This is a genomic window from Priestia endophytica, from assembly GCF_026790145.1.
In the GTDB taxonomy this organism is placed as follows: Bacteria; Bacillota; Bacilli; order Bacillales; family Bacillaceae_H; genus Bacillus_I; species Bacillus_I endophytica_A.
The window spans coordinates 39,536-65,727 of the sequence record NZ_JALAMS010000054.1 but is presented as its reverse complement, the minus strand read 5'-3'; the positions used below and the strand labels follow the sequence as shown (position 1 = coordinate 65,727).

The following is a 26,192-nucleotide window of genomic DNA, read 5'->3' as shown; positions in this document are numbered from 1 at the left end:
TCTTTATGATGGGTTAATAATTAAGCATTTTACAATACTTACTATCCGTCCCGTCATGTTAGAATTACGAGATAAAAGTTGTCAAAGATAAAGATCATTCTTTATCAATAAACTTCTTTTCTTTTTTATTATACTCTATTGTAAAAAAGTTTCAACAATCGAGCTAAATAAAAGAAAGGCCATAGTCAAAATGGCCTTTCTTTTATTATGTTCCACAATAGGTTTGATATGGACGATTAGATGGTGCAGGTAATGAACAGTACTTTTCTGTTTCTATAGCGTAATTATACGGTTGGGAAAGAACGTCTAAAAGCTCTTCCATGACAGTATAGTCTCCTTTGTTAACCGCTGCTTCTAACGCTTCTTCCACAAGATGATTTCTTGGAATAACAAAAGGATTGTTTTTACTCATTAAATCTTCGACAGCTTCTTTTCCTTCTGATTGATTTTCTATCCGCGTTTTCCATTGCTTATACCATTCTGTAAACTCTTCTTTCCCGTAGAGAACTGTATGTTCTGCTTTTCCCATTGTTAGTAAGCGGAATGTATTCGTATAGTCAGCTTTATGTTTGTGCATCATGACAAGCAACTTCTCAATAAGTGACTGATCATCTTTTCCTTCTTGAAATAAACCAAGCTTTCTTCTCATACCTGAGAGCCAGTTTTGATGATAAAATTCAGGATACTTTTCCATTGCATTTTGAGCTAACTTTAGAGCTTCTTCTTCATCCTCATGTAAAAGCGGCAGTAGAGCTTCGGCAAAGCGGGCAAGATTCCATCCGCCTATTCCAGGCTGGTTCCCATATGAATAGCGCCCTTGAGTATCAATCGAGCTGAATACAGTTTCAGGATCATATTCGTTCATAAAAGCACAAGGCCCATAATCGATTGTTTCCCCACTAATTGTCATATTATCTGTATTCATTACACCATGAATAAACCCAACAAGCTGCCATTTGGCGATGAGAGAAGCATGACGTTTAATCACTTCTTCAAGAAGAGTAAGATATGGATTCTCACCTTGTTCAACATGAGAATAATGGCGATTTAAAGCATAATCAGCAAGTTCTTTAAGGTCTTCTACTTTCCCCCAATTTGCTCCATATTGGAATGTACCAAAGCGAAGATGACTTGCCCCAACACGAGTTAAAATAGCGCCTGGAAGCTCTGTTTCACGAAAAATACGCTCTCCTGTTAATACTACAGCTAAACTTCTCGTTGTTGGAATACCTAACGCATGCATTGCTTCACTTATAATATACTCCCGAAGCATTGGGCCAAGTGCTGCTCTCCCATCACCTCCGCGAGAATAAGGAGTTCGTCCTGACCCTTTAAGCTGAAGATCAAATCGTTCTCCAGCTGGGGTTAGTTGCTCACCAATTAAAAGAGCGCGCCCATCACCAAGCATTGTGAATCCTCCAAATTGGTGACCTGCATATGCTTGAGCAAGCGAAGCACCACCCTCTGGAATTTTATTACCAGCAAGGACTTCGATTCCTTCCTCCTCCTGCAGCTTTTCTACATTTAATCCTAGTGATGTTGCTAATGTTTTATTCAGTTTAACTATTTGCGGTGATGAAACAGGATTCGGACTAATAATGGAATAATAAATAGCCGGAAGCTTTGTATAACTGTTATCTAAGTTCCAATTTTGTTCTTTTTCGTTTGTCATTTGATCTCCTTTCTCTTGCATTTTTTATAGTATAAGATGAAAAGTTCATGTTTATTTAATAAATATCCGCAGAAACAAAAAAGCTCTCCTATTGTCTACCTCTACTAGCATATTATACCCTTTTTACCTACTATAAAGTTCTTAAATGCTTAGAATGAAAAAAACACGCTTTTTCTCACCATATCTATTATATTTTCAGGTCTAAAGACTCTTAATTAAGGAATTAAATGGTATAATTGTTTTTAAATGAAATTGACTAGAGGTAGGTGAAATAAAATGAAGAAAAGAGGATCGTTGATCTTCAATACACTTATTTTTGCTGTAGCCTGCTATATTATTGTTCAATATTTTATTATGGACGGAACTCAAGCTGGTTTAGTGCAGATGAAGCTCTTATTTCTCGATAAACTAAGTCCATTATGGTACATGATGTTATTTATCCATATTACAACTAGCATTGTTTCTTTAATCATTGGTCCTTTTACATTATCAAAAACATTTCGAGAAAAAAATCTGAAACGTCATCGACGACTTGGAAAAATATATATGGTTGGGATATTATTTGGCGGCCTTTCAGGTTTTTATCTAGTTTGTTACGCAACGGGAGGCCTGATAGCAAAGTTAGGTTTTGGATTCCTATCTTTGCTATGGTTACAATCTGCATACAAAGCGTTAAGAATGATTCGACAAAGAAACATTTCTGCACATCAACATTGGATGATTAGAAACTATTCCTTAACTTTTGCCGCGGTCACGTTAAGACTTTGGTTGCCCCTGTTTATGGTGTTATTTGGGCTGGAGAATTTTGAAGTTAGTTACGCTATTATCGCTTGGCTTGCTTGGGTGCCTAATCTCATTGTTGGAGAACTTATTATAAAATACACAAAGCGTCAGGAAACGAACATTGAGACAAATCTTTCTTCTTAAGGTTTGAAAAGTTAAAAAGTAATAAAAAGAGAACTTTAAAGCCCTCTTTTTACTATGCTTATCCTTCATTAGTCTCTATTTCTTCAATCATCTCATGTAGTGTAAATCTACCATTGAATGCAAGCGAAGTTTATAATTTTGGAATATGATTATCAACTCAAAAGGAATTCTGTATAAATTTTGCTTCTCCTTCTCCTTTTCTTACTCTATGATAAAGGAGATTTCTTTCCTTTATCTTTTAATCTCTTGTTATATTCTGAATATTAGTAATTGACTAAGAAATAACAATGTAATATATTAGTAACGTAAATGTAATATTCCAAGGATATACCAGGAGGGATAGTAGTGAAAAAGTCTGTTCGTCTATTTCTAGTTTTAAGTCTTCTTATTGCAGCAGCCTTGCCTTTTCAGCGTGCAGAAGCTAGCACTACCTTTAAAGATGTGACTCTTTATAAGAAAGAGATTCTTTTCCTTGCTAATAAAAATATTGTTAAAGGATATAACGATGGAACATTCAAGCCTGAAGCCTCAATCAAAAGACTTCAAGCAGTACAAATGCTTCTTCGAGCGAAAGGAATAAAAGATTTCAACGCCAAGGATCCAGGATTTGCAGATGTAAAAAAAGGCGACTATGGGTATGAAGAAATTGCAAAGGCTGTAGAACTTGGTATTATCTCTGGAAAAACAGATCCTCATACTGGAAAGAAATATTTCAATCCGTGGGATACGCTCACAAGAGGGCAAATGGCAAAAATACTAAGTCTTTCGTACAATGTTAAAGGTTCAACGCTTAGCGAGTTTTCCGATGTTTCAAATTCAAATGACTTTTATACGTATATTAATGCTCTAGCATATAATAACATTACAACTGGTTATGCTGATAATACATTCAAGCCTTATCAATCTCTTTCGCGTCAACATTTTTCAGTCTTTTTAGCTCGCACACTTCAACCTTCTTTTAAAGACAATGGTGCTAACCGCTTTGTAACAGCTGGATTGAAATTAAATCCTCGCAAAACATTTGTCTATAAATATCCAAGCGATAACTATACAGAAACTTGGAAATATGGAGGGAAAGATGAATTTGGAGAGAAATGGACAGCAAGCGGAAGTGAAGGAAAAGAATATTATTCATATCGTGAAAATAATAAAGGATTAGATTTTGGTATCCAAAATTCTGAGATTCTCCTTACGATCCCATATCCACTAAAGCAAAATACAAAGTGGACATATCAACTTTACGAAGGTGATCCTGTTACAAACTACGTTGTAACTTCTATGAACAAAACAATCACAACACCTGCTGGTACATTTAAAAATGCAATTGAAATTAAAGACTATGATGGCATTTATTCTTACTATGTTCAAGGACTTGGCCTTATCTTAGTTGTAGATGCTTCAAATCAACCATCTGAACGAATTTTTGAACTACAAAAAGTATATTGATGACAAGAGCCTTATCCAAATGGATAAGGCTCTTTATGTATGTACTATAATATAGCTTTTCTCTTTAATTCTCCCACCCTTTACAAACATCTATCCATTTTATATATTTTGAATACTCTTCTAATTGTTTTATCGTTAGCTCGATTGCACTGTTTCCGCTTCCGCACGCAGGAAATACTGTTTGAAAACGTTGAAGTGACTGATCTAAATAGACTGAAACCCCTTTATTTACAGCAAATGGGCACACTCCGCCAATCCTATGCCCTGTTAGAGGTTCAACTTCATTTGCGCTCAGCATTTTTGCTTTTGTTCCAAATTCTTCTCGGTATTTTCGGTTGTCGATTTTAGCATCTCCAGCGGCTACAATTAATACAACTTCTTCTCCAACTCGGAAAGAAAGAGTTTTAGAAATTCTCTCTGACTCACACCCTAGTGCTTGTGCTGCTAGTTCTACTGTTGCACTTGATTCTTTGAGTTGAATGATTTTATTCTCCATCCCGTAGTTCGCAAAATAAGACTTTACTTTTTCAATTGACATATATTTTTCCCTTCCTATCTTTTTAATTACACCCAATATTTTTTATTATCAGTCTGTTCATTATATCATTCTCTAAAATGTTCTTTAGGCACAATTATTTAAACATGAAGCGTTGCTTCTGAATATAAAACGGCTGAACCACTAATACGTACTCTATCTCCTTCAAGTTTACAGTATAGTGTCCCACCTCGTTTTGAAAGCTGCCTTGCTTTCATTTCAGTTTTATGAAGACGTTTTGCCCAGTATGGAATGAAGTTACAATGTGCTGAACCACATACAGGATCTTCATCTACATTTAGTTTAGGAAAGAAAGTTCGTGAGACAAAATCATAACGTTGACTTTGAGCTGTAAGCAGCACTCCTACTCCTTCCTTTAATTCTCTTAGCTTCGCAAAGTCTGGGGTTGCACGTTGGATGTCTTCTTCGCTTTCTAGCACAAACATCAAATCTCGATCTAAGAAAGCATAGAGAGGTCTCATGCCGAGCGCTTCTATCATTTCTTCTGTTAATTCAACCGATTTTGGCATACGACTTGGAAAATCCATTTCGTATTGCTCTCCTTTTCTGAGAACGGTTAACTCTCCGCTCATTGTATGGAAGGTAACCTTCATTACGTCTTGTTCATAAAAATTTGTAATCACATATGCTGTTGCTAATGTTGCATGCCCACAAAGATCAATTTCTCCTCCTGGTGTAAACCATCTTAGTTTATATCCTTCTTCTTCTTTTACAGCAAATGCTGTTTCAGAAAGGTTATTTTCGCTCGCAATATTTTGCATACGCTCATCAGAAATCCACTTTTCCATAATACAAACTCCAGCAGGATTTCCTTCAAATACTTTTTCAGCAAATGCGTCTACAACGTAGTATTTCATTGTTTTCTCCTCCTTTATAAATATTAAATCAGAAAATTTAAAAATCCGAAAGTATATTCTATGTAATGTTTCACTCAAAAAAGCTCTATCCAATAAAGGATAAGAGCTTTTTATTACATCTTAATAGTAGTGAATGAATTCTAATCCACATGTTTCCCATCCACTAATCACTGTCTCCTGCTGAATTTCTTTGTACTCTATAAATTAGATTCTCGCTTGCGCCATCTTCTTCTATAAATCCACCCCTTTTTATTAAAAGAAAGACTGTTCATTTGGGCAATTAAAATTCCACATATGATAATAAACGCGCCTGCAGCATCTCTTAATGTGAATACTTCATTTAAGAAAAGAACGGCGAACAAAGCTGCAAAAATAGGCTCAGTCGCAAAAATCAAACTCGTATGCGTTGGCGTTGTATAGCGCTGTGCTACTGCTTGACAAATAAATCCTACTGCACTACAAAATATTCCCAGTCCTAAAATGGCAATCCAGCTCTCTCCTGTTGAAGGAAGTGAAGGATTTTCAAAAATCATACTGAACAGAAGAGCAATTCCTCCTGCAAATCCGAGCTGAAGCACACCAAGTGTTATGGAATCTTCTCCTTTTGTTAATTTTCCTGTTAAGAGAATATGAATAGCATAGCATAGTGCTGTGCCTATACATAAAGCATCCCCTGTATTAATGCTTAATGAGCCTTTTAACGTTAAAATGCCAATCCCTGTTAAAGAAAATAAAACGCCGAGAGAAATGGGCAAAGACGGCAGTTTTCTAATGATTAGACAGTGAAGAATAGGAACAAATATAACTGTAAGGCTGACGAGAAAACCTGCGCTAGATGCCGAGGTCATTCCTACTCCGAACGTAACGGAAGAAAAAACGAGAAATAGCATCATACCAAGTAAAAACGAAAATAACATCGTGCTTAGTTTCGCTTTTACTAACCTTCGATAAAAAAAGCCTCCTGCAATCACAAATGCAAGTAAACATCGAAGCGCAATAATGTTAAAAGATTCAAGAGAATCTAGCCCCATTTTCATAAAAACATAGGAAAGACCCCAGAATACGTTAACTCCAACCATCATCAGGTTGGCTCTCATTCTATAGCTCATTATCCTTTCCCTCTTTTCCTTTCGATGAATGTGTAAGAATAGTATACAAGAGTGTTTGATATTAATAAAATGAATCTTTATAATTTAGAACATGAACAAAATTCATGAAAAAGGAGAACCATATGAGTCTAGTTAAATTTGAGATTTTCAGCAAAGTTGCAGAAGTTGGAAGTTTTACTAAAGCAGCGGATTCTCTACAATTAACGCAGTCTGCGGTTAGTCACGCCATCACAAGTCTAGAAAAAGAGTTTGAACTTACTCTTATCAACCGTAATAAAACAGGCGTTACGTTAACAAATGCAGGTGAGCACCTTCTCTTCACTATTCGAAAAGTATTGCACTACAATGAAAAAGTATATCAAGAAGCCGCTAGTCTTAATGGCCTTTCAAAAGGAACGATTAAAATTGGGATATTTACGAGCGTATCAATGAAATGGCTTCCTAATATTATTAAAATCATGGAAGCAAAATATCCCGCTATTCATATTGAGTTGAAAGAAGGAGATTATTTCGAAATTGAGCAGTGGCTATTAAGTGGAGAAATTGACTGCGGTTTTGTCAATATTACACAATCAAATCAGTTTGACATTATTCCGTTAAAAAATGACCCTTTGCTATGTATTGTTTCTAATCAAAGTGAGCTATACAACAAACCTGTTGTAACATTTGAAGACCTTGAAAAAGTCGACTTTATCATGCCCTCATATGGTGGCTCTCATGATGTAAAACGACTGTTTGAAGCATATAATGTTCAACCGAATATTCGATTTGAACTTATGGAAGAAACCGCTATTATGTCGATGATTAGTCATCATTTAGGGATAAGCATTCTTCCCGAGATGGTACTTGATTCTCTCCCAAAACAGCTACGTGTAATTCCCCTTGAAGTAAATAGCTATCGTTCCATTGGCCTTGCGACTCGCTACAACCTATCACCAGCAGGCCGAAAATTTGCAGAAGTTACAAAAGGTTGGCTAAGTGGTAAAGAACAATGAAAAGAAAGAGATTCTATCTGTACTCTTGGAGGAAGGAAAAATGTAAAAAAGAAACCGTGCACCTCTCTCTCCTATTCTCGTTCTATTTATTGCTTTTATCGGCTTTCTCTTTAACATTTTTGGTGGGAATGAATTACTGAATACCTTCGTTAATCTGATAAGTATAGTTGCCATTCTCTTGTTATTTTTAATCAGGAGATAACTCATTACAAAGTGGAGGATATTATGCTTAAAGTAGGCTCAAAAATTGGGGAAGGTGAAATCTTTTCTTCCAAAAAAGAAGTTAAAGAATACGTAGAACCGCTTATAAGCTTTCCTCTCTACATAAAAAAGAAGCTTCTTTTTTATATGTTCTTTAAGTATGTTTCAGGAGCTTTAATAGTAGAAACCCATCTGCTTCATATACGATGCAAGCAATCAAATAGGAATTTAGAGAACAATAGTAAAAATAAGGGGAAGAGTAACTAAACTTAACAGCGTACTTATAAGCGTTGCGCTTGAAACAAAATCAGGATCTGTATTAAACTGGACAGCATACATTGTCGTGTTAGCAGCTGTTGGCATTGCGGCCATAATGATGATAATTTGTTTCATCATCTCATCAAGGGGTAAAAAAAGGGTAAATATATAGGAGACACATGGAGAAATACAAAGTTTAATAAGAATAGAGAGAGTAACTTTGCTTTTTTGGATGCTCCGAAGCGAGATTTTAGCAAGCTGCATGCCTAAAATGATCATAACAGTAGGAATGGTTGCATCAGCCACTAAATCAACGGCTTTTGTAAGAGCGTCACCTATTGGAATATGGCAAATTTGAAAAAGCGTTCCTGCAATTGCTCCATACACCGTTGGCATGCGTCTTACCGAGCGAATTGCGAACTTTATACCATCCCCTTCTTCTCCGCCCTTTGCAGCATAATATACCCCGACTGTACACATTACAAGCTGCTGAATGACCATTAAAATAATAGCAAAGTCAAAACCAACCGTTCCAAAGAGCAGAAGCGCTACTGGAGTTCCGTAATTTCCGTTATTCATAAAAGAAGATGCTAATATCATCCCACATGTTTCGGCCCTCGAGTATTTTTGAACAAAAGCTATTATATACACGATAAGGATTAATACAAAACAAAGAGCAAACGTATATACCGTCAAATATAAATAGTCTAAGTTAAACTCTATTGTATAAAAAGTTCTAAAAACTAATAATGGAGACATTAAATATAGTGTCATTGTTGAAATCGTTCTCGTGTCAAAGCCAATCTTTTTCTCTCCGATAAACCCAATGAGAAATATGCTAAACACCGGTAATACAACTGTGAAAAATGTCATTTTATTCACCTTTATTATCATTATTTAAAGCTATGTAACAAGCTTTCCTAACACTTTAAAAGCAATCTACATTATTTATAGATTGCTTTGTGAATGAAATACGCTCTTTCTGTTTCAACCTATTTATTCTTTTCGAAAGCATCAATGAGTTTGCTAACATATGTAGCATCTGCTTGTGCTTCCCCATTTTCCCCTTATTCAATAACTTAATAAACAGAATATTAAATCAACTTTATTTAATATTATATTTCTCTCCTTATAAACAATCAACAGTTATCGTTTTTATTTTCATCAAGTGTATGAAAAGTGTTTCATTTTAAAACAAATTCACCAATCTCCATTTTCATATCAAAAAAACACCCTCAAACTGAAGGTGTTTTCTCATAGATAAAATCATTAACTTTCATTGTAACATAGTCTTACTTACTATTCTTTCCTCTTTCTATCTCCCATTCTCTTAAACGTGTGCGAATATTGTACGCCGTTTCTGTAGGATCTTCCATTTGAAAAATCACATATCTGTATTTTTTATGCCCTGTGAGCTCAATCATAACAAGCGGTTCTCTTCTTTCGTATGATAAGAAGTACCACTCATCTCGATATTTAAAGCTCCCCTCGCGAATACTCGTTCCAGGAACAGATGTACCAGGCATTCTCAGCATGATTTGTGGTGCTTCATAGTAGTCAACTAACACACTATCAATCATGTGATAAGGAATTCGCACTTTTCTTTTTAAACAAAAATAGCTTGTTAATCCTGTTAGCTCTAAAATAAGTTCATCTTGTGCAAAACGGATTTTTCTTCCCATGATTCTCTCCTCCCTTTGTATTTTTCTTACAAAAGTGTAAGATGTATTGTCATCTTCTATATCTTATAATCAAAATAGTGAAATTTTCAGGAGATGAGCGAGGTGATAGAAATGAAAGATAATCACGATATCCTTGTTCTTTTTGATGGTGTATGCAATATGTGCAATAGATTTGTACAATCTGTGATCAAAAGAGATCCAAAAGGTATATTTAAATTTGCTTCTCTTCAATCTAATACTGGATCTTCTATATTGAATCAATATGGATATAGGAAAGATTTGCATTCTATTGTTCTTATTGATGGAGATACGTTATATACCGAATCAACAGCTATTCTGCACATTATTTCAAATCTTACGGGGCCTGTAAGAATCCTCTCTTTATTTAAGATAGTTCCAAAACCGCTTAGAGATAGATTGTATCAATTCGGTGCTAAATATCGATATCGATTATTTGGAAAACAAACTTCTTGTATGATTCCCACAGAAGAAATCAAGAGTCGATTCATTGATCTTAACGAATAAACAATCAAGAAAGAAGGAAAATGAGTGAATAAAACCGTTTTTTTATACAAATTAAAAATGAGCACGATTACTACATTTCGTTACGTTTTAGCATTAGCTTTTTTTATTTACGGAGGAGCTAAGATTTATCCTGGCCAATTCTCTACAGGTGACTTTGTTTTCGATTCCACAAAGGATTCCGCTATGCAACTTGCTTGGCATTTTTTCGGATACTCTGACATTTATAATTTATTTATTGCAGGTGGAGAAATTACAGCAGCCTTATTATTGCTCATTCCAAGAACTGCAACTTTAGGAAATATTATTTACTTACCTATTACAGTGAATATTACTATTCTCGATTACTGTTTTAATATCCCTGCCCTTGCCATTAGCTCTCTTCTTACCTTTATGAGCATTTCTCTTCTTCTTTTTGAATATCAAAAGCTTAAAATGATTTTCTATAATTATCCATATATCGTAAAAAAAGAAATGTCACATCATGAGAAGGTGAATATTTTATGATTATTTTTGTCGCTTTATTTATTATCTTTTCTTTTTCTCTCTTCTATTATTTTGTAATTCAAAAAGATGTGTGATCGATTAAAAGCACAAAAAAGTTCTATGTTTTTTGTGCTTTTAAGTTGTTTTTAATACTGTGTTTTCCGTTCATTTTCCTGTTTTCACAATTCACTCTTCTTCTGTCTCATGAAACCTTTAACTTACTCTGAATTCCTTCCGCTTCACATCTTAATTGATAAAAATACTTGATTATACGATGTTCTTCTAATATAGATTCTTCAATTCTTAGTAATGTTCTCTTCCCTACGCGTCGATCTATCATACATAACATCTTCACAATAGAATTAGAGGAACGGAGAGCTTTTTCTATAGACAAACTAAAATACTCTTCAAGAGCGGAAAAGAAGTCATATTGAGCATAAATAGCATTTTTTTTAAGCGTTTTATATACTTCCTTCCAAATTTGCTCTGTTTCCTTTTCATTCTCAAAATCATATTGCTGTTCTTTTTTTCTTTGTTCCCACTCTCTAAGATAAAGCTGACTTTCTGTCTTAATTGTACATATGCTAAAAATCTCTTTCTGATCAACCATAATGACCGCTCTTCCTAATCCATCATGTGCTTTTCGGTAATTGATCATATGAAAATCCACTCTCTTGCGAAGAGACTTACAAAGAAAACTTAATAAATGTTTTTTAGCTTTGCTCCATTTTGGGCTATATAACGATGATGTATATCTCTCCCTTTATATGTCTATACGTTGATATATCCATATATTAACACAAAGTTATCCTTCCCTACTATATTCTCGATAAGAAAGAAGTGTTAACTTTACAACCATAAAAAAGAGCGTTCTACAGCTGATAGAATGCTCTTTTACATGAACTATTTGAAAACATCCTGATCTCTCAGATAACGGGCTCGATATTCTACTTCTTTTGATATAACAGGTTCTTTTTATTTTTATTCTTTAATTTAAAAAGAAGATAGCTCCTCTTCTTTCTTTTCTCATTATGAATCTAGTTCTTTAATATTTTTCAACTCTTTTTTAAAACTCTCATAATGCCAGTTAAGATGATCAAGTTCTGTTTCTAACTCAATTAGAAGGTCTATCATTTTTTCTTTCGTTATGTTAGTACTTACTATCTGAAGAACTAAATCCTGTATTTTAGGAGCACTTTCCAAAATATCATATAAGTCTGTTGCCACTATCTCTGTTTCTTTCTCTGATGATAGCAAAGACATACAGTGCGTTAGTCGATTGAAGTCTATCTCACCCACATTTGTTCCTCTTTTCATGTTTATTATGTAACTAAATTTCTCCTTTTTTCATACTTTTCTCCATTATATATAAAGAAGAAGTATAAATCAAACATACGTTCGCTTATCGTCTTTCTTTTAATAAAAAAGATAGTAGAGATCATCAACTCTTACTATCTTTCTATTTCCTATTCTATTTTTCATTTCAAATAGTTTAAGGCATATTGAGCAAGCAATGCTCCTCCATAAGGAAGAGCTTCTTCATCAAGATCAAACAATGGATGATGAAAGGGATACACAATTCCTTTGTTCTCATTTCGCACGCCTAATCTAAAAAAGAAGCTAGGTACTTCCCTTGTATAAAAAGCAAAGTCTTCTCCACCCATTGAAGGATTAACAGAGGAGGGGTATTCTCATGTTAATATATTATTCATCTTTTCCTTCAGGATACTGTTATATAAATACTCTATACTCCAAGTCCACCTATCAATGATCAACCTAAATCTACAGCCCTTTTTAATTCATCTTGTACTTGCTTCAACCATTTCAAAGGGGTAATATTGATTGCTGGAAAGTAGATAAAACAATTTTCTTCTATAAATTCTTCCTTTTCTTGATACGATAGTTCCGTTTCCAAAAATCGCTCTATCTCTTGAATTAGTATCAACATGTCGTCTTTAATAGCTTCATCTATAAACTCTTCCCAAGTACTTTCTGGGGATTCAATATCCTGGTGAAAAATCCCCCCTAAGAAGCTATTCAGGATCTTAAATTGTTTTCTTAGTAATTTCATTTCTTGATTTGACATTTTTCTACTCCTTACTTAACTGGGGATCCCGTTAAAATAAAACTTCCTTTTCCATCTTTTTTTAAAACAACTTTTGCGTTTGAATAATCTTCTATAATACCTTTTCCTGATGGCACTCTTTTTCGCCCGACAAAACTAAATGCTAGATTCAATTCTTATATTAAAATGTCTGGCGTTCCTAAAATTAAATTTCATGCTTTACGTCATACCCATGCTACTTTGCTTCTAAAAATGGGGGTTCATACAAAAATTGTTTCTGAACGTTTAGGTCATTCTAAAATCAATATAACATTAGATACCTATTCCCATGTTTTAGATGATATGCAAGAGGAAGTTGTTAAAGTCTTCTCAGAAAACCTTAAGATTTTATAATATCTATATAAATGTGGTCAAAATGTGGTCAATTTCAGTATTAAAGGTGCACAAACCCTTGTTTTACAAAGGGTCATGCACCCCATGGCATTGTTATATGCGCGTCATGACCACAAAGATGACCTTTTCCTTGAACTTTAGATGCATAAGAAGTTTCTTTTTCATCCTTAATAGGAAGAGCATCGATATCTGCTCTTAATGCTAGTGTTGGTCCATCACTTTCCCCTTCAATTAAAGCCACAATTCCTGTCTTAGCAACGATGTTAAAAGGAATATTCATTTCTTTTAATCTTTCTTGGATAAACTGCGATGTTTTCTCTTCTTCAAAACCAAACTCTGGGTGTTGGTGAATATATCTTCTCCATTGAACCAAACTTTCTTTTAGTTCTTCAGCTTTCTTTCTTAGCTCATTTATATTTTCACTCATCCCCCTCTTATAAAAAAAGAAAATGAAAACCTGAATTCCATATCAGTGTTTCATTTTCTTCTTATAATCTCCATTATAAATACGCTTAGAAAACATATACTATGTTTTTCTTTACGACTGTGATGAAAGCTCTTTTTCTTCACGCTGATGAGGATGTCTCCAAGTAAGCGTAATGGCTACCCCAACTGCTGAGAAGAGGGCAGCAAAGTAAAATGGATAATTTAGATTAATATCAAACAAAACACCTCCAACAATAGGACCGAATACATTCCCAAGACTTGTGAACATGGAGTTCATTCCTCCAACAAATCCTTGCTCATTCCCTGCAATACGTGAGAGATACGTTGTTAAAGCAGGTCGGATTAAATCAAATCCAACAAACGTTACCATCGTGACAAGCAAAACCATATAGTAAGAATTCACAATTGTAAGCAAGAAAACAATGATCGTTGAAAAAATGAGGCTGTAGCGCACAACGCCAATTTCACCAAACCATTTTGTTAAACGCTCAAACAATGCCACTTGCACAATAACACCAAGAATAGCTCCACCTGTAATCATAATTGCGATATCTTTTGGTGTAAAAGCGAATTTATGGTCTGCAAAAAGAGAGAAAAATGATTCAAACGCAGATAGTCCAAATGAAGAAATGAAAAGAATTAAAAATGCTATAAAATACATAGGCACAAAAATGCGTTTTAAGCGGCCTTGCCCTTTTACGATTTTTACTTCTTCATTTTCAGGGTTCCGCTGGGGTTCACGTAAAGCAACAAGAGAAAAAACAGTAGCAACTAATGCAAGCCCTGCGGCGAAAAAGAACGGCAACCGCGTACCAATTTCAGCTAAAAATCCCCCAACTCCTGGACCAACAATAAATCCCGTTGAAATAGCAGCTGACATATAGCCAAGCGCTTTAGCTCGAGTATTTAAAGTTGTAATATCTGCAATGAAAGCTGTAACTCCGGGCATAATAAAAGCAGCGCTTACTCCACCGAGCATGCGGGAAACAAATAATACTTCAACCTGCTGCCCTATTCCAAATAAAAATTCTGAAAGGCTAAAAATAATCAACCCAATAATAATCATTTTTTTACGTCCAAACTTATCAACCCACCGACCTGAGATTGGTGACACAACGAGCTGTGTAAGTGCAAAGGCAGCAACCATATACCCGACAATTGTTCCAGACAAATGAAGTTCATTCATGATAGTAGGTGTTACAGGAATTACAAGTCCAATGCCTAAAAAAGCGATAAATAGATTTGCTAATAGGATAAATAATGTTACATTCTGTTTTTCCATGGTGTTTCTCCTTTATTTTGATAAAGCTATAAACATTTAAAAGATAAGATGATTTTTACTTTTCGTTCCAAATATTGATCAAGATTAACGAGCTTTTCTTATCATAAAATCATTTAGCAAGTAAGAAACTAATCTAGACTCATCGTTTCCTACAATAAAGAACCCTATTCTTTCATAAAAGCGAATCTCACTATATCTTCTCTCAAACCTTCCTTTTATATTATTTTGAGCAAACCACAGCCTTCTTTAAGAAGTGTAGAGATAAACTTCTCGTATGAATCGGCACTTCACTACACATAAGAAACGTAGAAAGAAGATTTGTCGTAAACTTCTCTTTTTTGTTTTAACCTAGATTCCTCTCTATACCTACATCACTGTTATTGTTATTTCTCCAGTTTTCATTATTCTCCACCCATCATGCCCCTTTCTTATCTCTGCTTTGTAAAAGCTGCTAGTGTTACATTTTAAAAATCTTAAATTGACAGCTTCTTTTCCCTTTGAGATAATAACTAACGACCGTTAGGTTTTAAACAATACGAATGTATTATACTAGAAATTTCCTTCCAAAGAAAGGGGTTTAACTTCTTTGAGTTCTAAAAATTTAATTCTTACTTCTGCCCTTCATCATTTTTCAAAATATGGATTTGAAGGTGCATCCTTAGGAATGATTGCTGAAGATGCTAACATAAAAAAACCTTCAATTTATGCGCATTTCAAAAGTAAAGAAGATTTATTCATGAATGTCTTTTCCCTCGCTGAACGCGAAGTAAAAAAAAGAACATTTCAATATTTTATCGAACGGTACAATCGTCTAAATATGCGAGAAACATTAGAGGCTTTTCCTTTGTTTCTCATTCGAAACTACCAAGACGAACCAAGCTTTGGATTTCTGCTTCGCCATTCTTTCTTTCCCCCGGAAGCTTTAATGAAAGAAGTGATGGATCGAACAAATCCACTGCTTGATTCGTTTCAAGAATTATTGAGAAAACGTTTTGAAAGAATTCCGCAAGAAGAAATTATTGCATCCCCACAGGATGCTTCCATTGCGTATCTTACGCTTGTAGACGGTATTTTAATTGAAATGCTTTTTGCATGGGAAGAAAAAGCAATGCTTCGGATGAATGCTGCATGGCCCATTTTTTGCAGGGGCGTTTTTGCAGATGAAAAGAAATAAGATAAAAGGAGTTTTATGAAATATGAATAGGGATTGGATATACGTCATTGGAGCAGGAATTGTAGAAGTTGGTTGGGTAACCGGTCTTAAACATGCTTCAAACATTTGGGAGTGGCTATTAACGGCTCTAGCGATCATAGTGAGCTTCACGCTCATTCTAAAAGCAACGAACAATCTGCCGGTTGGCACGGTTTATGCTGTTTTCACAGGATTAGGAACAGCTGGAACAGTAGCATCTGATATGCTATTGTTTGGAGAACCTTTTCAGATTGCAAAAATATTATTAATTGCTCTGCTACTAGCGGGCGTGATTGGCTTGAAGTTAATTACAGATAAAGAAGATAAACAGGAAGGAGAGCATGCATAATGGCTTGGGGATTTTTAATTGTCGCTGGTCTTTGTGAAGTACTCGGCGTGTTTGGACTTAAACGTGTTACCCTTAGAAAAGATGTATTGTCTCTTCTCATTCTTATCGCTTCTTTTGCATTAAGTTTTACAATGCTTTCATTAGCGATGCGTGACCTTCCAATGGGAACCGCTTATGCGATTTGGACAGGAATCGGCACTGTTGGCGCAACCCTTGTTGGAATGTTCGTCTACAAAGAACCAAAAGAATGGCGACGCATTTTATTTATTTCAATGATTTTATGTGCTGCAATTGGATTAAAACTGTTAGGATGAATAAAGTGTAAATATATACCGACACAAGAAACCCGTTATTTATCACTATAATCAATTGGCATCCACTGTTATTTAAGATTTGAATATATATTAAAAGCATTTCTTAAGGAGACAAACACCGCTTCGGACGGTTTATTTTTAGAAGAAATACATTTATTTTGAAGTTCTTTTTAATTTTAAAAACAAGTTACATTTTTCTATGAAGATACATTGGAAATATCCATTATGCCAAAGGAACTTTGTCTGATTTTCTAGCTTTCTGACTTTCTAAATATTTTTATCAACACCATAATATTTAGAAAGATTGGAGGATAAATCAACTAGACAGAATACTATTTAATAATAGTTAGTCAAAACTTTATATTGAAACTTGTTTTTTAACATGCTAGTATAAATAACAATATGATATTGCCTTTAATACGGTCCAGTGAGGCCGAAAAGGATGGATTGATAATCTAGTAATGTTTGTTTATTAACATATCCATGCCCTTTTGTCCTCTTTTGACAGAAGGGCATTTATTTTTGTTTACATTTAATACAAAATTTTCAAAACCTCTTTTAAACGAAGTTCTGTGAGACTTCAAAAGAGAATGGATAAGATGCTGTAATCGGTTTTCTAATCCATTCCTTCAAAACAAAAAGAGCTTTTACTTCAAAGAATATTACTGGAGGGTGGATTAAGTTGAAGTATCGTAATAAAACAGTTGTGGCATCTGTAGCAGGTTTAACATTAGAAGGCATGGACATCATGTTTATCTCTTTTGCCATGTCACTAATTGTAGCAGATTTTAACATTGATTTAGCAACAGGCGGATTTATTTCTTCAATCACAAATATTGGCATGCTTATTGGTGGAATCATTTTTGGAATTTTAGCAGATAAATTTGGCCGGGTGCGAATTTTCACTTATACAATCATCTTATTTGCAATAGGGACAGCCTTAACCGGATTAGCAGCAAATATTGAACAGGTTTATTTATTTAGATTTATTGCAGGACTTGGAGCTGGAGGAGAATATGGAATTGGTATGGCTCTTGTTGCAGAGGCTTGGCCTAAGAATAAACAAGGGAGAGCTTCCTCTTATGTAAGTGTCGGTGCTCAATTTGGTGTTATTCTTGCAGCATTGCTTAGTGCCATCATTCTTCCTACCTTAGGGTGGAGAGCCTTGTTTATCATTGGAGTGCTTCCTGTTATTTTTGCCTTTATTGTTCGGAAAAATTTAAAGGAATCTCCAGAATGGCTAGCAGCAGTAAAGACGGAAAAGGTTGTCAACAAGCCAAAAAAGGTCAATTTACTTCAGCTATTTGACACTCCTAGAACAGCGATAACAACCATTACTTTAGTTGTTATGGCAACAGTTCAAATTGCAGGTTATAATGGATTGATGATTTGGCTACCATCTATGCTTCAACAATCCCAAGGTTTATCTGTTTCAGGCTCAGCGCTCTGGACTATTAGTACAGCTGTTGGAATGATTGTAGGAATGCTGACCTTTGGACGATTCATGGATCGATTTGGTGCAAAACATGCTTTTGGAGTTTTTCTTTTAGCTTCAGCATCGGCTGTATTCTTATATTCGTACGCTGAAGGTGGTGCAGGAGTGTTAATTGGCGGGGCAATCGTAGGTTTCTTTTCAAATGGAATGTTTGCTGGGTACGGGGCATTAATAAGCAGTTATTATCCAGTTCATATTCGTAGTACGGCCACGAACACAATTTTTAATTTTGGTAGAGCAATCGGAGGATTATCACCAATTCTCGTTGGATATATTTTGCAAAGCTACGATATGACAGTAGCTATGACCTACTTAGCAGCACTATATTGTCTATCTTTAGCCTTTATGCTTACTCTTAAGAAAAGAGAATTCAATAGTAATAATGGAGTCTAGTATCTAGTCACTCCCGGCATATATTCGAAAGTTCGATATAAGCGGGGAAGCAGTCTTTTGAGGGCATCCATTTAACAAGTATCACAAAAGGATCTTCGTTTGAAGATCCTTTTATAGTACCACCCTACTTTCAGTGCCCAACGCAAGTACTTATCTCGCCTTTACCTAAAATCAAAAAGAATACGTTGATACACTGTTTTCACCTTATAACTACCTATAATTTGGTGGTGAATTTATATTTTAGAAATTATCTTTATACCAGAACCACTAGCTTTATTTATCCTTTAATAAATACAGTTTTAATAGCAGTATAGAATTCTTTCGCTGCTTCTCCTTGTTCGCGTGAGCCAGTACCAGAAGCTTTCATTCCGCCAAATGGCGCTTGAAGTTCTACCCCTGCGCTTTCCGCATTGATTCGAACTAGACCAGCGTCAATATCATCAATAAATTCAAGTAAAGAACTAATATTAGATGTAAAAATAGAAGCGCTTAATCCATACCTTGTATTGTTGGCAACTTCAATGGCCTCTTCTAAATCGGTTGCTCGAAGAAGGGCAATAACGGGTCCAAAAATTTCTTCTTGAGCAATTTTCATTTCTGGTTGTACGTTTCCGAAAATAGCAGGCGTTACATAAAAACCTTTGTCAAATTCTTCACCAGTTAATGTCTCTCCACCAGTGATGAGAGTGGCACCTTCCTCTTTTCCCAATTCGATATATTTTCTCACGGTATTAAATTGGCTTTCACTAGCGCACGGTCCCATCCAAATGCCTTCTTTAAGACCGTCACCTACAGTGATTTTTTTTGTTTCCTGAACGAGTTTTTCTACAAATGAATCGTAAATTTGATTTTCTACAATGACACGACTTGATGCTGTACATTTTTGACCTGTTGAACGAAAACCACCACTAATTACTGCTTCAACTGCTGCATCTAAATTGGCATCTTTTGTCACGATGACAGGGTTTTTCCCCCCCATCTCCAATTGAAATTTAATACCACGTGATGACGCAGATTTTGCGACTCTCTCACCAACGCTTTCAGAACCTGTAAATGTGATAGCGTCTAAAAGTGGGTGATCAATCAACTGCTGACCTATTACAGATCCAGAACCTGTAATAAAGTTCAATAACCCCTTTGGAAGCCCTGCCCTATCAAAACATTCTACTACTTTTGCAGCTGTTACTGCTGCTTCGGTTGCTGGCTTAAATACGACTGTATTTCCATACACAAGAGCAGGAGCAATCTTCCAAATTGGAATAGCAACCGGAAAGTTCCAAGGGGTAATAATGCCAACAACACCAAGTGGAGTTCGTCTCGTAAACATAAGAGCATCCTTATCAGAAGAAGGGATAACGTCTCCATCTTTCCTCATCCCTTCACCAGCATAGTACCGAAGGATCGCAACACCTCTAGCTGTTTCTCCCTTTGCTTCGGGAAGCGTTTTTCCCATTTCCTTTGTCATCGTTTCAGCAATCTCATCCAAATTTTCCTCAAGAATGTTTGCTACTTTAAATAGAAATTGACCTCTTTCTGCCTGCCCCATTTTCCTCCAAGACTTTTTAGCTCCATGCGCTGCTTTAATGGCTTTTTCTAAATCCCCTTTTATTGATTTTTGAATATAGCCTACAATTTCGTTTTTATTAGCAGGATTGATACTCGCTTCTACTTGTTCATTTAAGCTACTTACCCATTCACCATTTATATGATTTAAATATGTTTTTACTTTTGTACTTACAGTCATCCTAATCATAACACCCTTTCTTGAAAAATAGAGAATGGGTACAACCTACTAAAGACCACTGTACCCATTCAGATAGATTTTATAGTTTTAAAAAAATCAAACAGTTAATCTCTTAGAATAATGGAAAGCCTCTTCTATTTTTTGATACTGTTCTTTGCTTAATGGTAAACGAGGTGGACGTGTAGGTCCTACTGGTTTACCAGCTAGTTCCGTCATGTATTTAATAGATTGAACTAGTTGAGGACTAGCATCATAACGAAAAAGAGGTAAAAGGTGCTTATACAGCTTAAGTGCTTCCTTTACTTTCCCTTCTCTTCCTAGATGAAATAATTCTACACCTTCTTTTGGTAAGGCATTTGGAACACCAGAAATCCAGCCCGTAGCTCCAACTAAAGCTCCTTCAAGAGCAAGATCATCTACTCCAACCATTACTTCAAGATCAGTTTTTTCTAAGATTTCTTGCATACGACGTACATCACCTGAAAATTCTTTGACACCAACTACATTTTTGAACTTCGAAATTTCAGCTAGTAAGTCAGGAGTTAAATCCGTAGGATAATCTTTTGGATTGTTATATGCAACGATTGGAAGCCCAACTTCAGATAATGCTTTGTAGTGTTCAATAATTTCATTCTCTAGAGGTTTATAGTTGATTGGAGGTAAAGCCATAATACCTGCTGCACCATGTTCTTTTGCATGCTGTACCCATTTTACAGACTGAGCAGTTGACGGTGCGCCTGAACCAACTAAAACAGGCACTCGACCATTAGCCGCTTCTATTACAGTTTCTACTAATTTTGCTCTCTCTTCAGCTGTAAGAGTAGCATATTCTCCTAAAGATCCCCCTGGAACGAGTCCGTCTACCCCTTGGTCAATTAACCAATTACATAGTTCTGTTAATCTAACATAATCTACCTGATAATCTTTCGTAAAAGGGGTAACAAGTGCCACATAAACTCCATTGAATTTTGCCATCATAAATTCCTCCTAATTGATCTGATTTCTTAAAGACTTAGCTTTTTTAAAAAAAGTTTTATCTATTTTTTTGATTTCATCTTGCAGAGACTGGACATTAAAGATCTTTTTTAGTTAATAATTCAAGAATAAAATGCACTTCTTTCTTGAAACCAAAAGATTTATATTCTAACGAATCCCTCCTCATCTTATTTCTAAAGTGCTAGTTAATAAAAATTGAAGTGTCACTTCATTTATATCGACCTTATCATATAATCTACTTCTTGTAAACTAAAATTTCTGAATATTTTTAAACCATTCTATATCGTTATTTATTTTGTTTAGTATTCTTAAGAAACCTTTTCAATTGTTTGATTTTGAATAAAATAAGATTATAATAAAATTAAAGTCACACTTTAATTACCAAACCAAAACGAGTTATATTATTGTAAACTACAATTTTTTATCATATATGTTAGAGAGGTATAAAGAATGGATGATTTAATCGGATCTAAAATAAAAAAATTGCGAAAAGATCGAAAACTAACGCTAAAACAAATATCAGAGAAAACCAATCTTTCTATCAGTTTTTTATCACAAGTGGAACGTTTAAAATCATCTATTACACTTGAATCATTAAAAAAGATTTCTGACGCACTTAATGTCAATCCAGGCTACTTTTTTTCAGAGTCAGAGAAAAAGACTAAATCGACCATTATACGAAACTCTTTAAGCGATTTAAATAGTAGACCGAGTAGCTTTATTTATAAAGACCTATCTGAAAATATAGAAAATCCACCTTTTGCTCCTTTGTTAGTTATGCTCAAACCAGGTGAAAATAGAGGAAGTTCGTACTCACATCAAGGCCAAGAGTTTCTTTACGTTTTGGAAGGTACTCTTACTGTCCTTATTGACGATGAAGAACACGATTTACATCCTCTTGACTGTATTTATTTAGACTCAACTACCCCGCACAATTGGATTAACCACACTGATGCCGATGTGAAATTTTTATGCGTTTCCTCCAATCCTATCTAATATGCAAAAATTTTGATTTGAAGTAAAAATGCCATACTAAGTGAAGTTAAGATGAGTTAAATACTTAAATTAGCAGATTCACCATTAGGGTGAACTCTGCTCAAACTCGTAAAAAGTTTATTTATAAATCAAACTATCTTTGCGTCGAAAAATAGAGACTCCCCCATAGCTCCCGCATTTTATTCCTCCCGCTGTCAATCTTAGGATTGAATTGGATTGTAGCTTGCCTCCGAACAGTGCGAACATTTTGTATTGCTTGTTGTAGTTGCTGATCAATTGTTTCTGACTTTTTTCCAGCATATTTGGCAATCGACAAGCCTGCAGTTGTTCCTTGGGCCATAGCAATTTTACCACTTTCAATACCGGTGATATTACCCGCTACAAATAACCCAGCAAGAGGGGTTTCCATCGTCTCTGAATGATGGGGCACATGGCCGCCAAGTTCTGGAATGTATTGAAATGGACAACCAGCCACAGCAGCAAGCTCTGCCAGCGGATATAAGCCTCCTGCTATACAGACAAAATCTGCCTCGTAAATCGTCTGGGACCCAGCAATAACATTACCATTAGCATCAATATCAGCGGCACGAACTCCTTCCACCCTATCCTTGCCTATGATTTCAAGTGCCGCTTTACGGAGCTGGAGGGGGGTCCCGTTCACTTTCATGCCGTTTTTGGGATAAAAGTTCAAACCGATTTTTCTCATTCGATCATTTTTCATGAAATGACTCCCAATGCGTAATAATGGCGATGGAGCTAGATGAGCTGCGTTTAAAAGGGATTTCATAACCTCCTCTGGTTCACCTGCTTTTTGGCTAAGGGGACTTTTTTCCGGAAGTATCACTCGATCAACCTTAATTCCGGCTAGTTGTAATTCATTTAAGATCGCAAATGCTAAAATATTTGCTCCGATAATGATCCCTTTTTTGCCGACTTGGACGCGGTGGACATTCGTCATTACTTGAGCCGCACCGATCGACATTACACCGGGAAGAGTCCAACCCGGGAGCGGAATAGGGTATTCGGCGGCTCCAGTGGCTACTAATACAAATGGTGCTTCCAGCGTACCTGAACTTGTATGCACATTCCATAGGTGTTCTTCTTTTTCTAAATTATAAACGGATACACCACAACAGATATCGACCGATAATCTTTTCGCTTCTTGATGGAGTCGTTCTGATTCTTTAATGCCATTCCACCATTCACCAGAAGGTTCTTGATGAAGTTGTCCAAGCAAACGGCCACCTGGCTTTATAAATTCATCAATAACTTTTACTTTGAGACCAAAGCTCGCACACGCAATAGCTCCTGCTAATCCCGCTGGCCCTCCTCCAATTACAATCACATCAATCATTGCTTTTCCACCATTTCTCTCACAATATTTGGATGACGTTTTCCACTTTCAACAATCATGTCTTTTTCTACAGTTGTTAAGCAAGCTCTGACGTTTTTTTGATTATTGACTGTTACACGACACTCCAAGCAATGACCGATGTTGCAATAAATACCTCTAGGTGTTCCGCTATCTTCGTGAACACGGAGTTTTCTAATTCCGTTCGCTAAAAGAGCAGCAGCAATTGTTTCATTTTCGTAGGCTTCATATGTAACTCCATCAAACCGAAAAGAAATACGTTCTCTACTATCTAAACTGCCTAGAATAGGATGATCCAATATTCTACTCATTGATTTTCACCTACTGTTCCAAACGTTACCGGTCGAATTGGTGGCTGGTATTTTAGTGGAATTTCACTAGAGGAAACATTAGGAATGACACTTTCGATAATCTTATCTAATGTTAGCCTGCATGTACGACCACCACAAAAACCCATCCCTGCCCTTGTTCTTAATTTCAATTCTCTTGCTGTGCATGTATGTTCATTTGCTGTTGATCGAAGTTGCTCATAAGTAACTTCCTCACAGCGACAAATAACAACGCTCTCTTTGTTAGGCATTTGTATTCCTCCTCTAATCTCTTTATATAAAAATATTATGCAAGAAACGTGCCAACTTAGAGATGAACGAGGATTAATTTATACCAAGCCGCTTCAATCGATTGTATAAAGTAGCTCTTGTAATACCGAGCTGCTTAGCGCATTCTAATTTGTTTCCATCTAAAATTTGTAACGCTCTTTCAATTATTTTTTTCTCATGTTGATTCATTTCTTCTTGGAGCGGTAGTATTGTAGAGTCATTTTCTTTAATTACAATAGATGCATTCTTTGGAGTACTTTCAAAGCTGATATTACTTGTATTAAAGGGCAAATATTCTCTTTTTATTACGCCATCTGTTGCAAATACGATAAGCCGTTCAACGATATTGCGAAGTTCGCGAATATTGCCAGGCCAATCATAACGAAGCATTTCCTGTATTACCTCTGGAGGAAATTCATGAATAGGTCGTTGATAGCTTAATGAAAAATCATTTAAAAAATAGTGAGTCAATTCAATAATATCTTCTTTCCGCTCCCTTAAAGGAGGGATGTTTAGACTGACTACATTTAAGCGGTAATATAGATCTTCTCGAAACTTCCCTTCTTTCATTAGTTCATGTAAATCACGATTTGTAGCCGCAATGAGACGAAAGTTGATATCAATTTCTTTCTCTCCCCCAACACGATAATATCTCCGCTCTTGAAATACCCGTAGAAGCTTTACTTGCATTTCGAGCGGCATTTCACCTATTTCATCAAGAAATAATGTACCTCCTTTTGCTAATTCTATTTTTCCTTTTTTCCCTTTACTGTTAGCCCCTGAGAAGGCGCCGCGCTCATACCCGAACAATTCACTTTCAAATAAAGATGCTGGTATTGCACCGCAATTAATTGAAATAAAAGGTGCGTTTGGCTCTTCACTCGCTTCATGAATAGCTTTAGCGAACACTTCTTTCCCCACACCACTCTCCCCTAGTATTAAAACTGTAGATTTAACAGAACACACCTTTCTAGCCAAGTTCACTGTTCTTTGTAAGGCAGAACTCTTTCCTTTAATGGAATGAAAGGGGTCAGATGAATCCTTATACTTCGCTACTTCTTGTTCTAAACGATGTACTTCGTTGGACATGTTAAATAACTTTTCATTAAGTGCTACTTGATTCGTGACATCTGTTTCTAAGACGACTGCACCGATAATCTCTCCCTCTAAATAAACAGGATTAGAGTTAATTAAGACAAATAAATCAGATCGAGGCTGATGGTAATGACCTACAATACTTTTTCCTTTATACAGTGATTGCAAAATTTCTAATTTTTTATAGTCAAAAAAGTCAGTAATAGGCTGCCCCATTATATCTTGATGGGTAACCGAGAATATCTTTTCCGCCCCTTCCGTCCATGTGCAAACATTCTCCTTAGCATCAATAACCGTAACTGAGGCATCTGAAGTTTGAATAATAGTCTTATAAAATGCTTTCAATTGATTGTAGTAGTTATAAAGAAAACGAATCATTCGGGAGGCTGTTATACAGCCTACAGGGTTTTTGTTTGAATCTAGAATAACAACTGCAGAATGATGGGTAAATGCTTCTAACAATGTAGAGAATGACTCATTCTCATCTACGGTCTTACATAGAAGTTCAGCTGTTTTGGCTGTTGAACGATAATAAAACTCGCCATTTTTTCGTTCAATGTGACTCCTATCAAACGATACATTCATCATTAGTTCTTTTACTGACGGTAATGAAAATACCATAGTGTTCCCCTCCTAAACTGTAAAAAACAATCAACACTGTATAAAAAATTATACATTTGTTCATAAAATGTTCAAAATATTTTTACAATCAATTTTGTTATTAGTTAAGAGGCAATCAATATTATATT

The 26,192-nt window shown here is 35.5% G+C and carries 29 protein-coding genes; 11 read left to right on the top strand and 18 right to left on the bottom strand.

Annotated features, from left to right (window positions below; genetic code table 11):
* Window positions 1–205: 205 nt before the first annotated feature.
* Window positions 206–1,672: a protein adenylyltransferase SelO gene (locus tag MOC86_RS25100; protein WP_268586631.1), complete on the bottom strand. Its 1,467-nt coding sequence runs from the start codon at window positions 1,670–1,672 to the stop codon at window positions 206–208.
* Window positions 1,673–1,948: 276 nt separating this feature from the next.
* On the opposite strand from MOC86_RS25100, the gene MOC86_RS25095 reads away from it, so the two are divergent.
* Window positions 1,949–2,599 (top strand): DUF2306 domain-containing protein, encoded by a 651-nt coding sequence (locus MOC86_RS25095; RefSeq protein ID WP_419146684.1) that lies wholly within the window; start codon window positions 1,949–1,951, stop codon window positions 2,597–2,599.
* A gap of 345 nt (window positions 2,600–2,944) precedes the next feature.
* Complete coding sequence (locus tag MOC86_RS25090) at window positions 2,945–4,045, top strand: S-layer homology domain-containing protein (protein ID WP_268586630.1); 1,101 nt, start codon at window positions 2,945–2,947, stop codon at window positions 4,043–4,045.
* A gap of 64 nt (window positions 4,046–4,109) precedes the next feature.
* Here the strand turns inward: MOC86_RS25090 and MOC86_RS25085 are convergent, their stop codons facing one another.
* From MOC86_RS25085 to MOC86_RS25075, 3 genes are all read right to left on the bottom strand, one after another.
* The gene (locus tag MOC86_RS25085; protein WP_268586629.1) at window positions 4,110–4,583 is read right to left on the bottom strand and encodes a YbaK/EbsC family protein; all 474 of its coding nucleotides are present in this window, start codon (window positions 4,581–4,583) and stop codon (window positions 4,110–4,112) included.
* A gap of 98 nt (window positions 4,584–4,681) precedes the next feature.
* Complete coding sequence (locus tag MOC86_RS25080) at window positions 4,682–5,458, bottom strand: PhzF family phenazine biosynthesis protein (RefSeq protein WP_268586628.1); 777 nt, start codon at window positions 5,456–5,458, stop codon at window positions 4,682–4,684.
* 197 nt (window positions 5,459–5,655) lie between these two features.
* Window positions 5,656–6,567 (bottom strand): DMT family transporter, encoded by a 912-nt coding sequence (locus MOC86_RS25075; protein WP_268586627.1) that lies wholly within the window; start codon window positions 6,565–6,567, stop codon window positions 5,656–5,658.
* A gap of 122 nt (window positions 6,568–6,689) precedes the next feature.
* Here MOC86_RS25075 and MOC86_RS25070 point away from each other — a divergent pair, with 122 nt between their 5' ends.
* Entirely contained in the window at window positions 6,690–7,562 is an 873-nt protein-coding gene (locus MOC86_RS25070; protein ID WP_268586626.1) for a LysR family transcriptional regulator, read from the top strand.
* 429 nt (window positions 7,563–7,991) lie between these two features.
* Here the strand turns inward: MOC86_RS25070 and MOC86_RS25065 are convergent, their stop codons facing one another.
* Together MOC86_RS25065 and MOC86_RS25060 are read right to left on the bottom strand one after the other, a co-directional pair.
* On the bottom strand, window positions 7,992–8,894 hold the full coding sequence (locus tag MOC86_RS25065) for an AEC family transporter (protein WP_268586625.1): 903 nt from the start codon (window positions 8,892–8,894) through the stop codon (window positions 7,992–7,994).
* 419 nt (window positions 8,895–9,313) lie between these two features.
* Entirely contained in the window at window positions 9,314–9,703 is a 390-nt protein-coding gene (locus MOC86_RS25060; protein ID WP_268586624.1) for a hypothetical protein, read from the bottom strand.
* A gap of 111 nt (window positions 9,704–9,814) precedes the next feature.
* Here MOC86_RS25060 and MOC86_RS25055 point away from each other — a divergent pair, with 111 nt between their 5' ends.
* Together MOC86_RS25055 and MOC86_RS25050 are read left to right on the top strand one after the other, a co-directional pair.
* Window positions 9,815–10,228 (top strand): thiol-disulfide oxidoreductase DCC family protein, encoded by a 414-nt coding sequence (locus tag MOC86_RS25055; RefSeq protein ID WP_268586722.1) that lies wholly within the window; start codon window positions 9,815–9,817, stop codon window positions 10,226–10,228.
* Window positions 10,229–10,252: 24 nt separating this feature from the next.
* A complete protein-coding gene (locus MOC86_RS25050) occupies window positions 10,253–10,732 on the top strand; it encodes a hypothetical protein (RefSeq protein WP_268586623.1) in 480 nt (159 codons plus the stop codon).
* 181 nt (window positions 10,733–10,913) lie between these two features.
* Here the strand turns inward: MOC86_RS25050 and MOC86_RS25045 are convergent, their stop codons facing one another.
* The 4 genes from MOC86_RS25045 to MOC86_RS25030 form a co-directional block, all read right to left on the bottom strand.
* A complete protein-coding gene (locus MOC86_RS25045; protein ID WP_268586622.1) occupies window positions 10,914–11,369 on the bottom strand; it encodes a hypothetical protein in 456 nt (151 codons plus the stop codon).
* 371 nt (window positions 11,370–11,740) lie between these two features.
* The gene (locus MOC86_RS25040) at window positions 11,741–12,010 is read right to left on the bottom strand and encodes a hypothetical protein (protein ID WP_419146683.1); all 270 of its coding nucleotides are present in this window, start codon (window positions 12,008–12,010) and stop codon (window positions 11,741–11,743) included.
* A 179-nt stretch (window positions 12,011–12,189) separates the two neighbouring features.
* A complete protein-coding gene (locus tag MOC86_RS25035) occupies window positions 12,190–12,375 on the bottom strand; it encodes a M20/M25/M40 family metallo-hydrolase (RefSeq protein WP_268586621.1) in 186 nt (61 codons plus the stop codon).
* Between the two features lie 107 nt (window positions 12,376–12,482).
* Window positions 12,483–12,797 (bottom strand): contact-dependent growth inhibition system immunity protein, encoded by a 315-nt coding sequence (locus MOC86_RS25030; protein WP_268586620.1) that lies wholly within the window; start codon window positions 12,795–12,797, stop codon window positions 12,483–12,485.
* Window positions 12,798–12,890: 93 nt separating this feature from the next.
* On the opposite strand from MOC86_RS25030, the gene MOC86_RS25025 reads away from it, so the two are divergent.
* Entirely contained in the window at window positions 12,891–13,169 is a 279-nt protein-coding gene (locus MOC86_RS25025; RefSeq protein ID WP_268586720.1) for a tyrosine-type recombinase/integrase, read from the top strand.
* 73 nt (window positions 13,170–13,242) lie between these two features.
* Here the strand turns inward: MOC86_RS25025 and MOC86_RS25020 are convergent, their stop codons facing one another.
* On the bottom strand, window positions 13,243–13,596 hold the full coding sequence (locus MOC86_RS25020; protein WP_268586619.1) for a hypothetical protein: 354 nt from the start codon (window positions 13,594–13,596) through the stop codon (window positions 13,243–13,245).
* A 111-nt stretch (window positions 13,597–13,707) separates the two neighbouring features.
* A complete protein-coding gene (gene norA, locus MOC86_RS25015; protein WP_268586618.1) occupies window positions 13,708–14,898 on the bottom strand; it encodes a multidrug efflux MFS transporter NorA in 1,191 nt (396 codons plus the stop codon).
* Window positions 14,899–15,484: 586 nt separating this feature from the next.
* Between norA and MOC86_RS25010 the strand changes: the two genes are divergently transcribed.
* The 4 genes from MOC86_RS25010 (at window position 15,485) to MOC86_RS24995 (ending at window position 18,641) form a co-directional block, all read left to right on the top strand.
* On the top strand, window positions 15,485–16,072 hold the full coding sequence (locus MOC86_RS25010) for a TetR/AcrR family transcriptional regulator (RefSeq protein ID WP_113753979.1): 588 nt from the start codon (window positions 15,485–15,487) through the stop codon (window positions 16,070–16,072).
* Between the two features lie 22 nt (window positions 16,073–16,094).
* Window positions 16,095–16,439 carry a DMT family transporter gene (locus tag MOC86_RS25005; protein WP_268586617.1) on the top strand — a complete coding sequence of 115 codons (345 nt, stop codon included), beginning with the start codon at window positions 16,095–16,097 and terminating at the stop codon, window positions 16,437–16,439.
* Complete coding sequence (locus MOC86_RS25000) at window positions 16,439–16,753, top strand: DMT family transporter (RefSeq protein WP_268586616.1); 315 nt, start codon at window positions 16,439–16,441, stop codon at window positions 16,751–16,753. Before MOC86_RS25005 ends, MOC86_RS25000 begins: the two co-directional genes overlap by 1 nt.
* Window positions 16,754–17,435: 682 nt before the next feature.
* A complete protein-coding gene (locus tag MOC86_RS24995) occupies window positions 17,436–18,641 on the top strand; it encodes an MFS transporter (protein ID WP_268586615.1) in 1,206 nt (401 codons plus the stop codon).
* A 277-nt stretch (window positions 18,642–18,918) separates the two neighbouring features.
* Here the strand turns inward: MOC86_RS24995 and gucD are convergent, their stop codons facing one another.
* On the bottom strand, window positions 18,919–20,385 hold the full coding sequence (gene gucD, locus MOC86_RS24990) for an alpha-ketoglutaric semialdehyde dehydrogenase GucD (protein ID WP_268586614.1): 1,467 nt from the start codon (window positions 20,383–20,385) through the stop codon (window positions 18,919–18,921).
* Between the two features lie 96 nt (window positions 20,386–20,481).
* Complete coding sequence (locus tag MOC86_RS24985) at window positions 20,482–21,360, bottom strand: dihydrodipicolinate synthase family protein (protein ID WP_268586613.1); 879 nt, start codon at window positions 21,358–21,360, stop codon at window positions 20,482–20,484.
* A gap of 471 nt (window positions 21,361–21,831) precedes the next feature.
* Between MOC86_RS24985 and MOC86_RS24980 the strand changes: the two genes are divergently transcribed.
* Window positions 21,832–22,377 carry a helix-turn-helix domain-containing protein gene (locus MOC86_RS24980; protein ID WP_268586612.1) on the top strand — a complete coding sequence of 182 codons (546 nt, stop codon included), beginning with the start codon at window positions 21,832–21,834 and terminating at the stop codon, window positions 22,375–22,377.
* 133 nt (window positions 22,378–22,510) lie between these two features.
* On the opposite strand, the gene MOC86_RS24975 is transcribed toward MOC86_RS24980, so the two are convergent.
* The 4 genes from MOC86_RS24975 to MOC86_RS24960 all read right to left on the bottom strand — a co-directional run bounded on the left by MOC86_RS24975 (window position 22,511) and on the right by MOC86_RS24960 (window position 26,064).
* Entirely contained in the window at window positions 22,511–23,731 is a 1,221-nt protein-coding gene (locus MOC86_RS24975) for an NAD(P)/FAD-dependent oxidoreductase (protein ID WP_268586611.1), read from the bottom strand.
* On the bottom strand, window positions 23,728–24,060 hold the full coding sequence (locus tag MOC86_RS24970) for a (2Fe-2S)-binding protein (protein ID WP_268586610.1): 333 nt from the start codon (window positions 24,058–24,060) through the stop codon (window positions 23,728–23,730). The genes MOC86_RS24975 and MOC86_RS24970 overlap by 4 nt, the downstream gene beginning before the upstream one ends.
* On the bottom strand, window positions 24,057–24,329 hold the full coding sequence (locus MOC86_RS24965) for a (2Fe-2S)-binding protein (protein ID WP_268586609.1): 273 nt from the start codon (window positions 24,327–24,329) through the stop codon (window positions 24,057–24,059). Before MOC86_RS24965 ends, MOC86_RS24970 begins: the two co-directional genes overlap by 4 nt.
* 73 nt (window positions 24,330–24,402) lie before the next feature.
* On the bottom strand, window positions 24,403–26,064 hold the full coding sequence (locus MOC86_RS24960; RefSeq protein ID WP_268586608.1) for a sigma-54 interaction domain-containing protein: 1,662 nt from the start codon (window positions 26,062–26,064) through the stop codon (window positions 24,403–24,405).
* Between the last annotated feature and the right edge of the window lie 128 nt (window positions 26,065–26,192).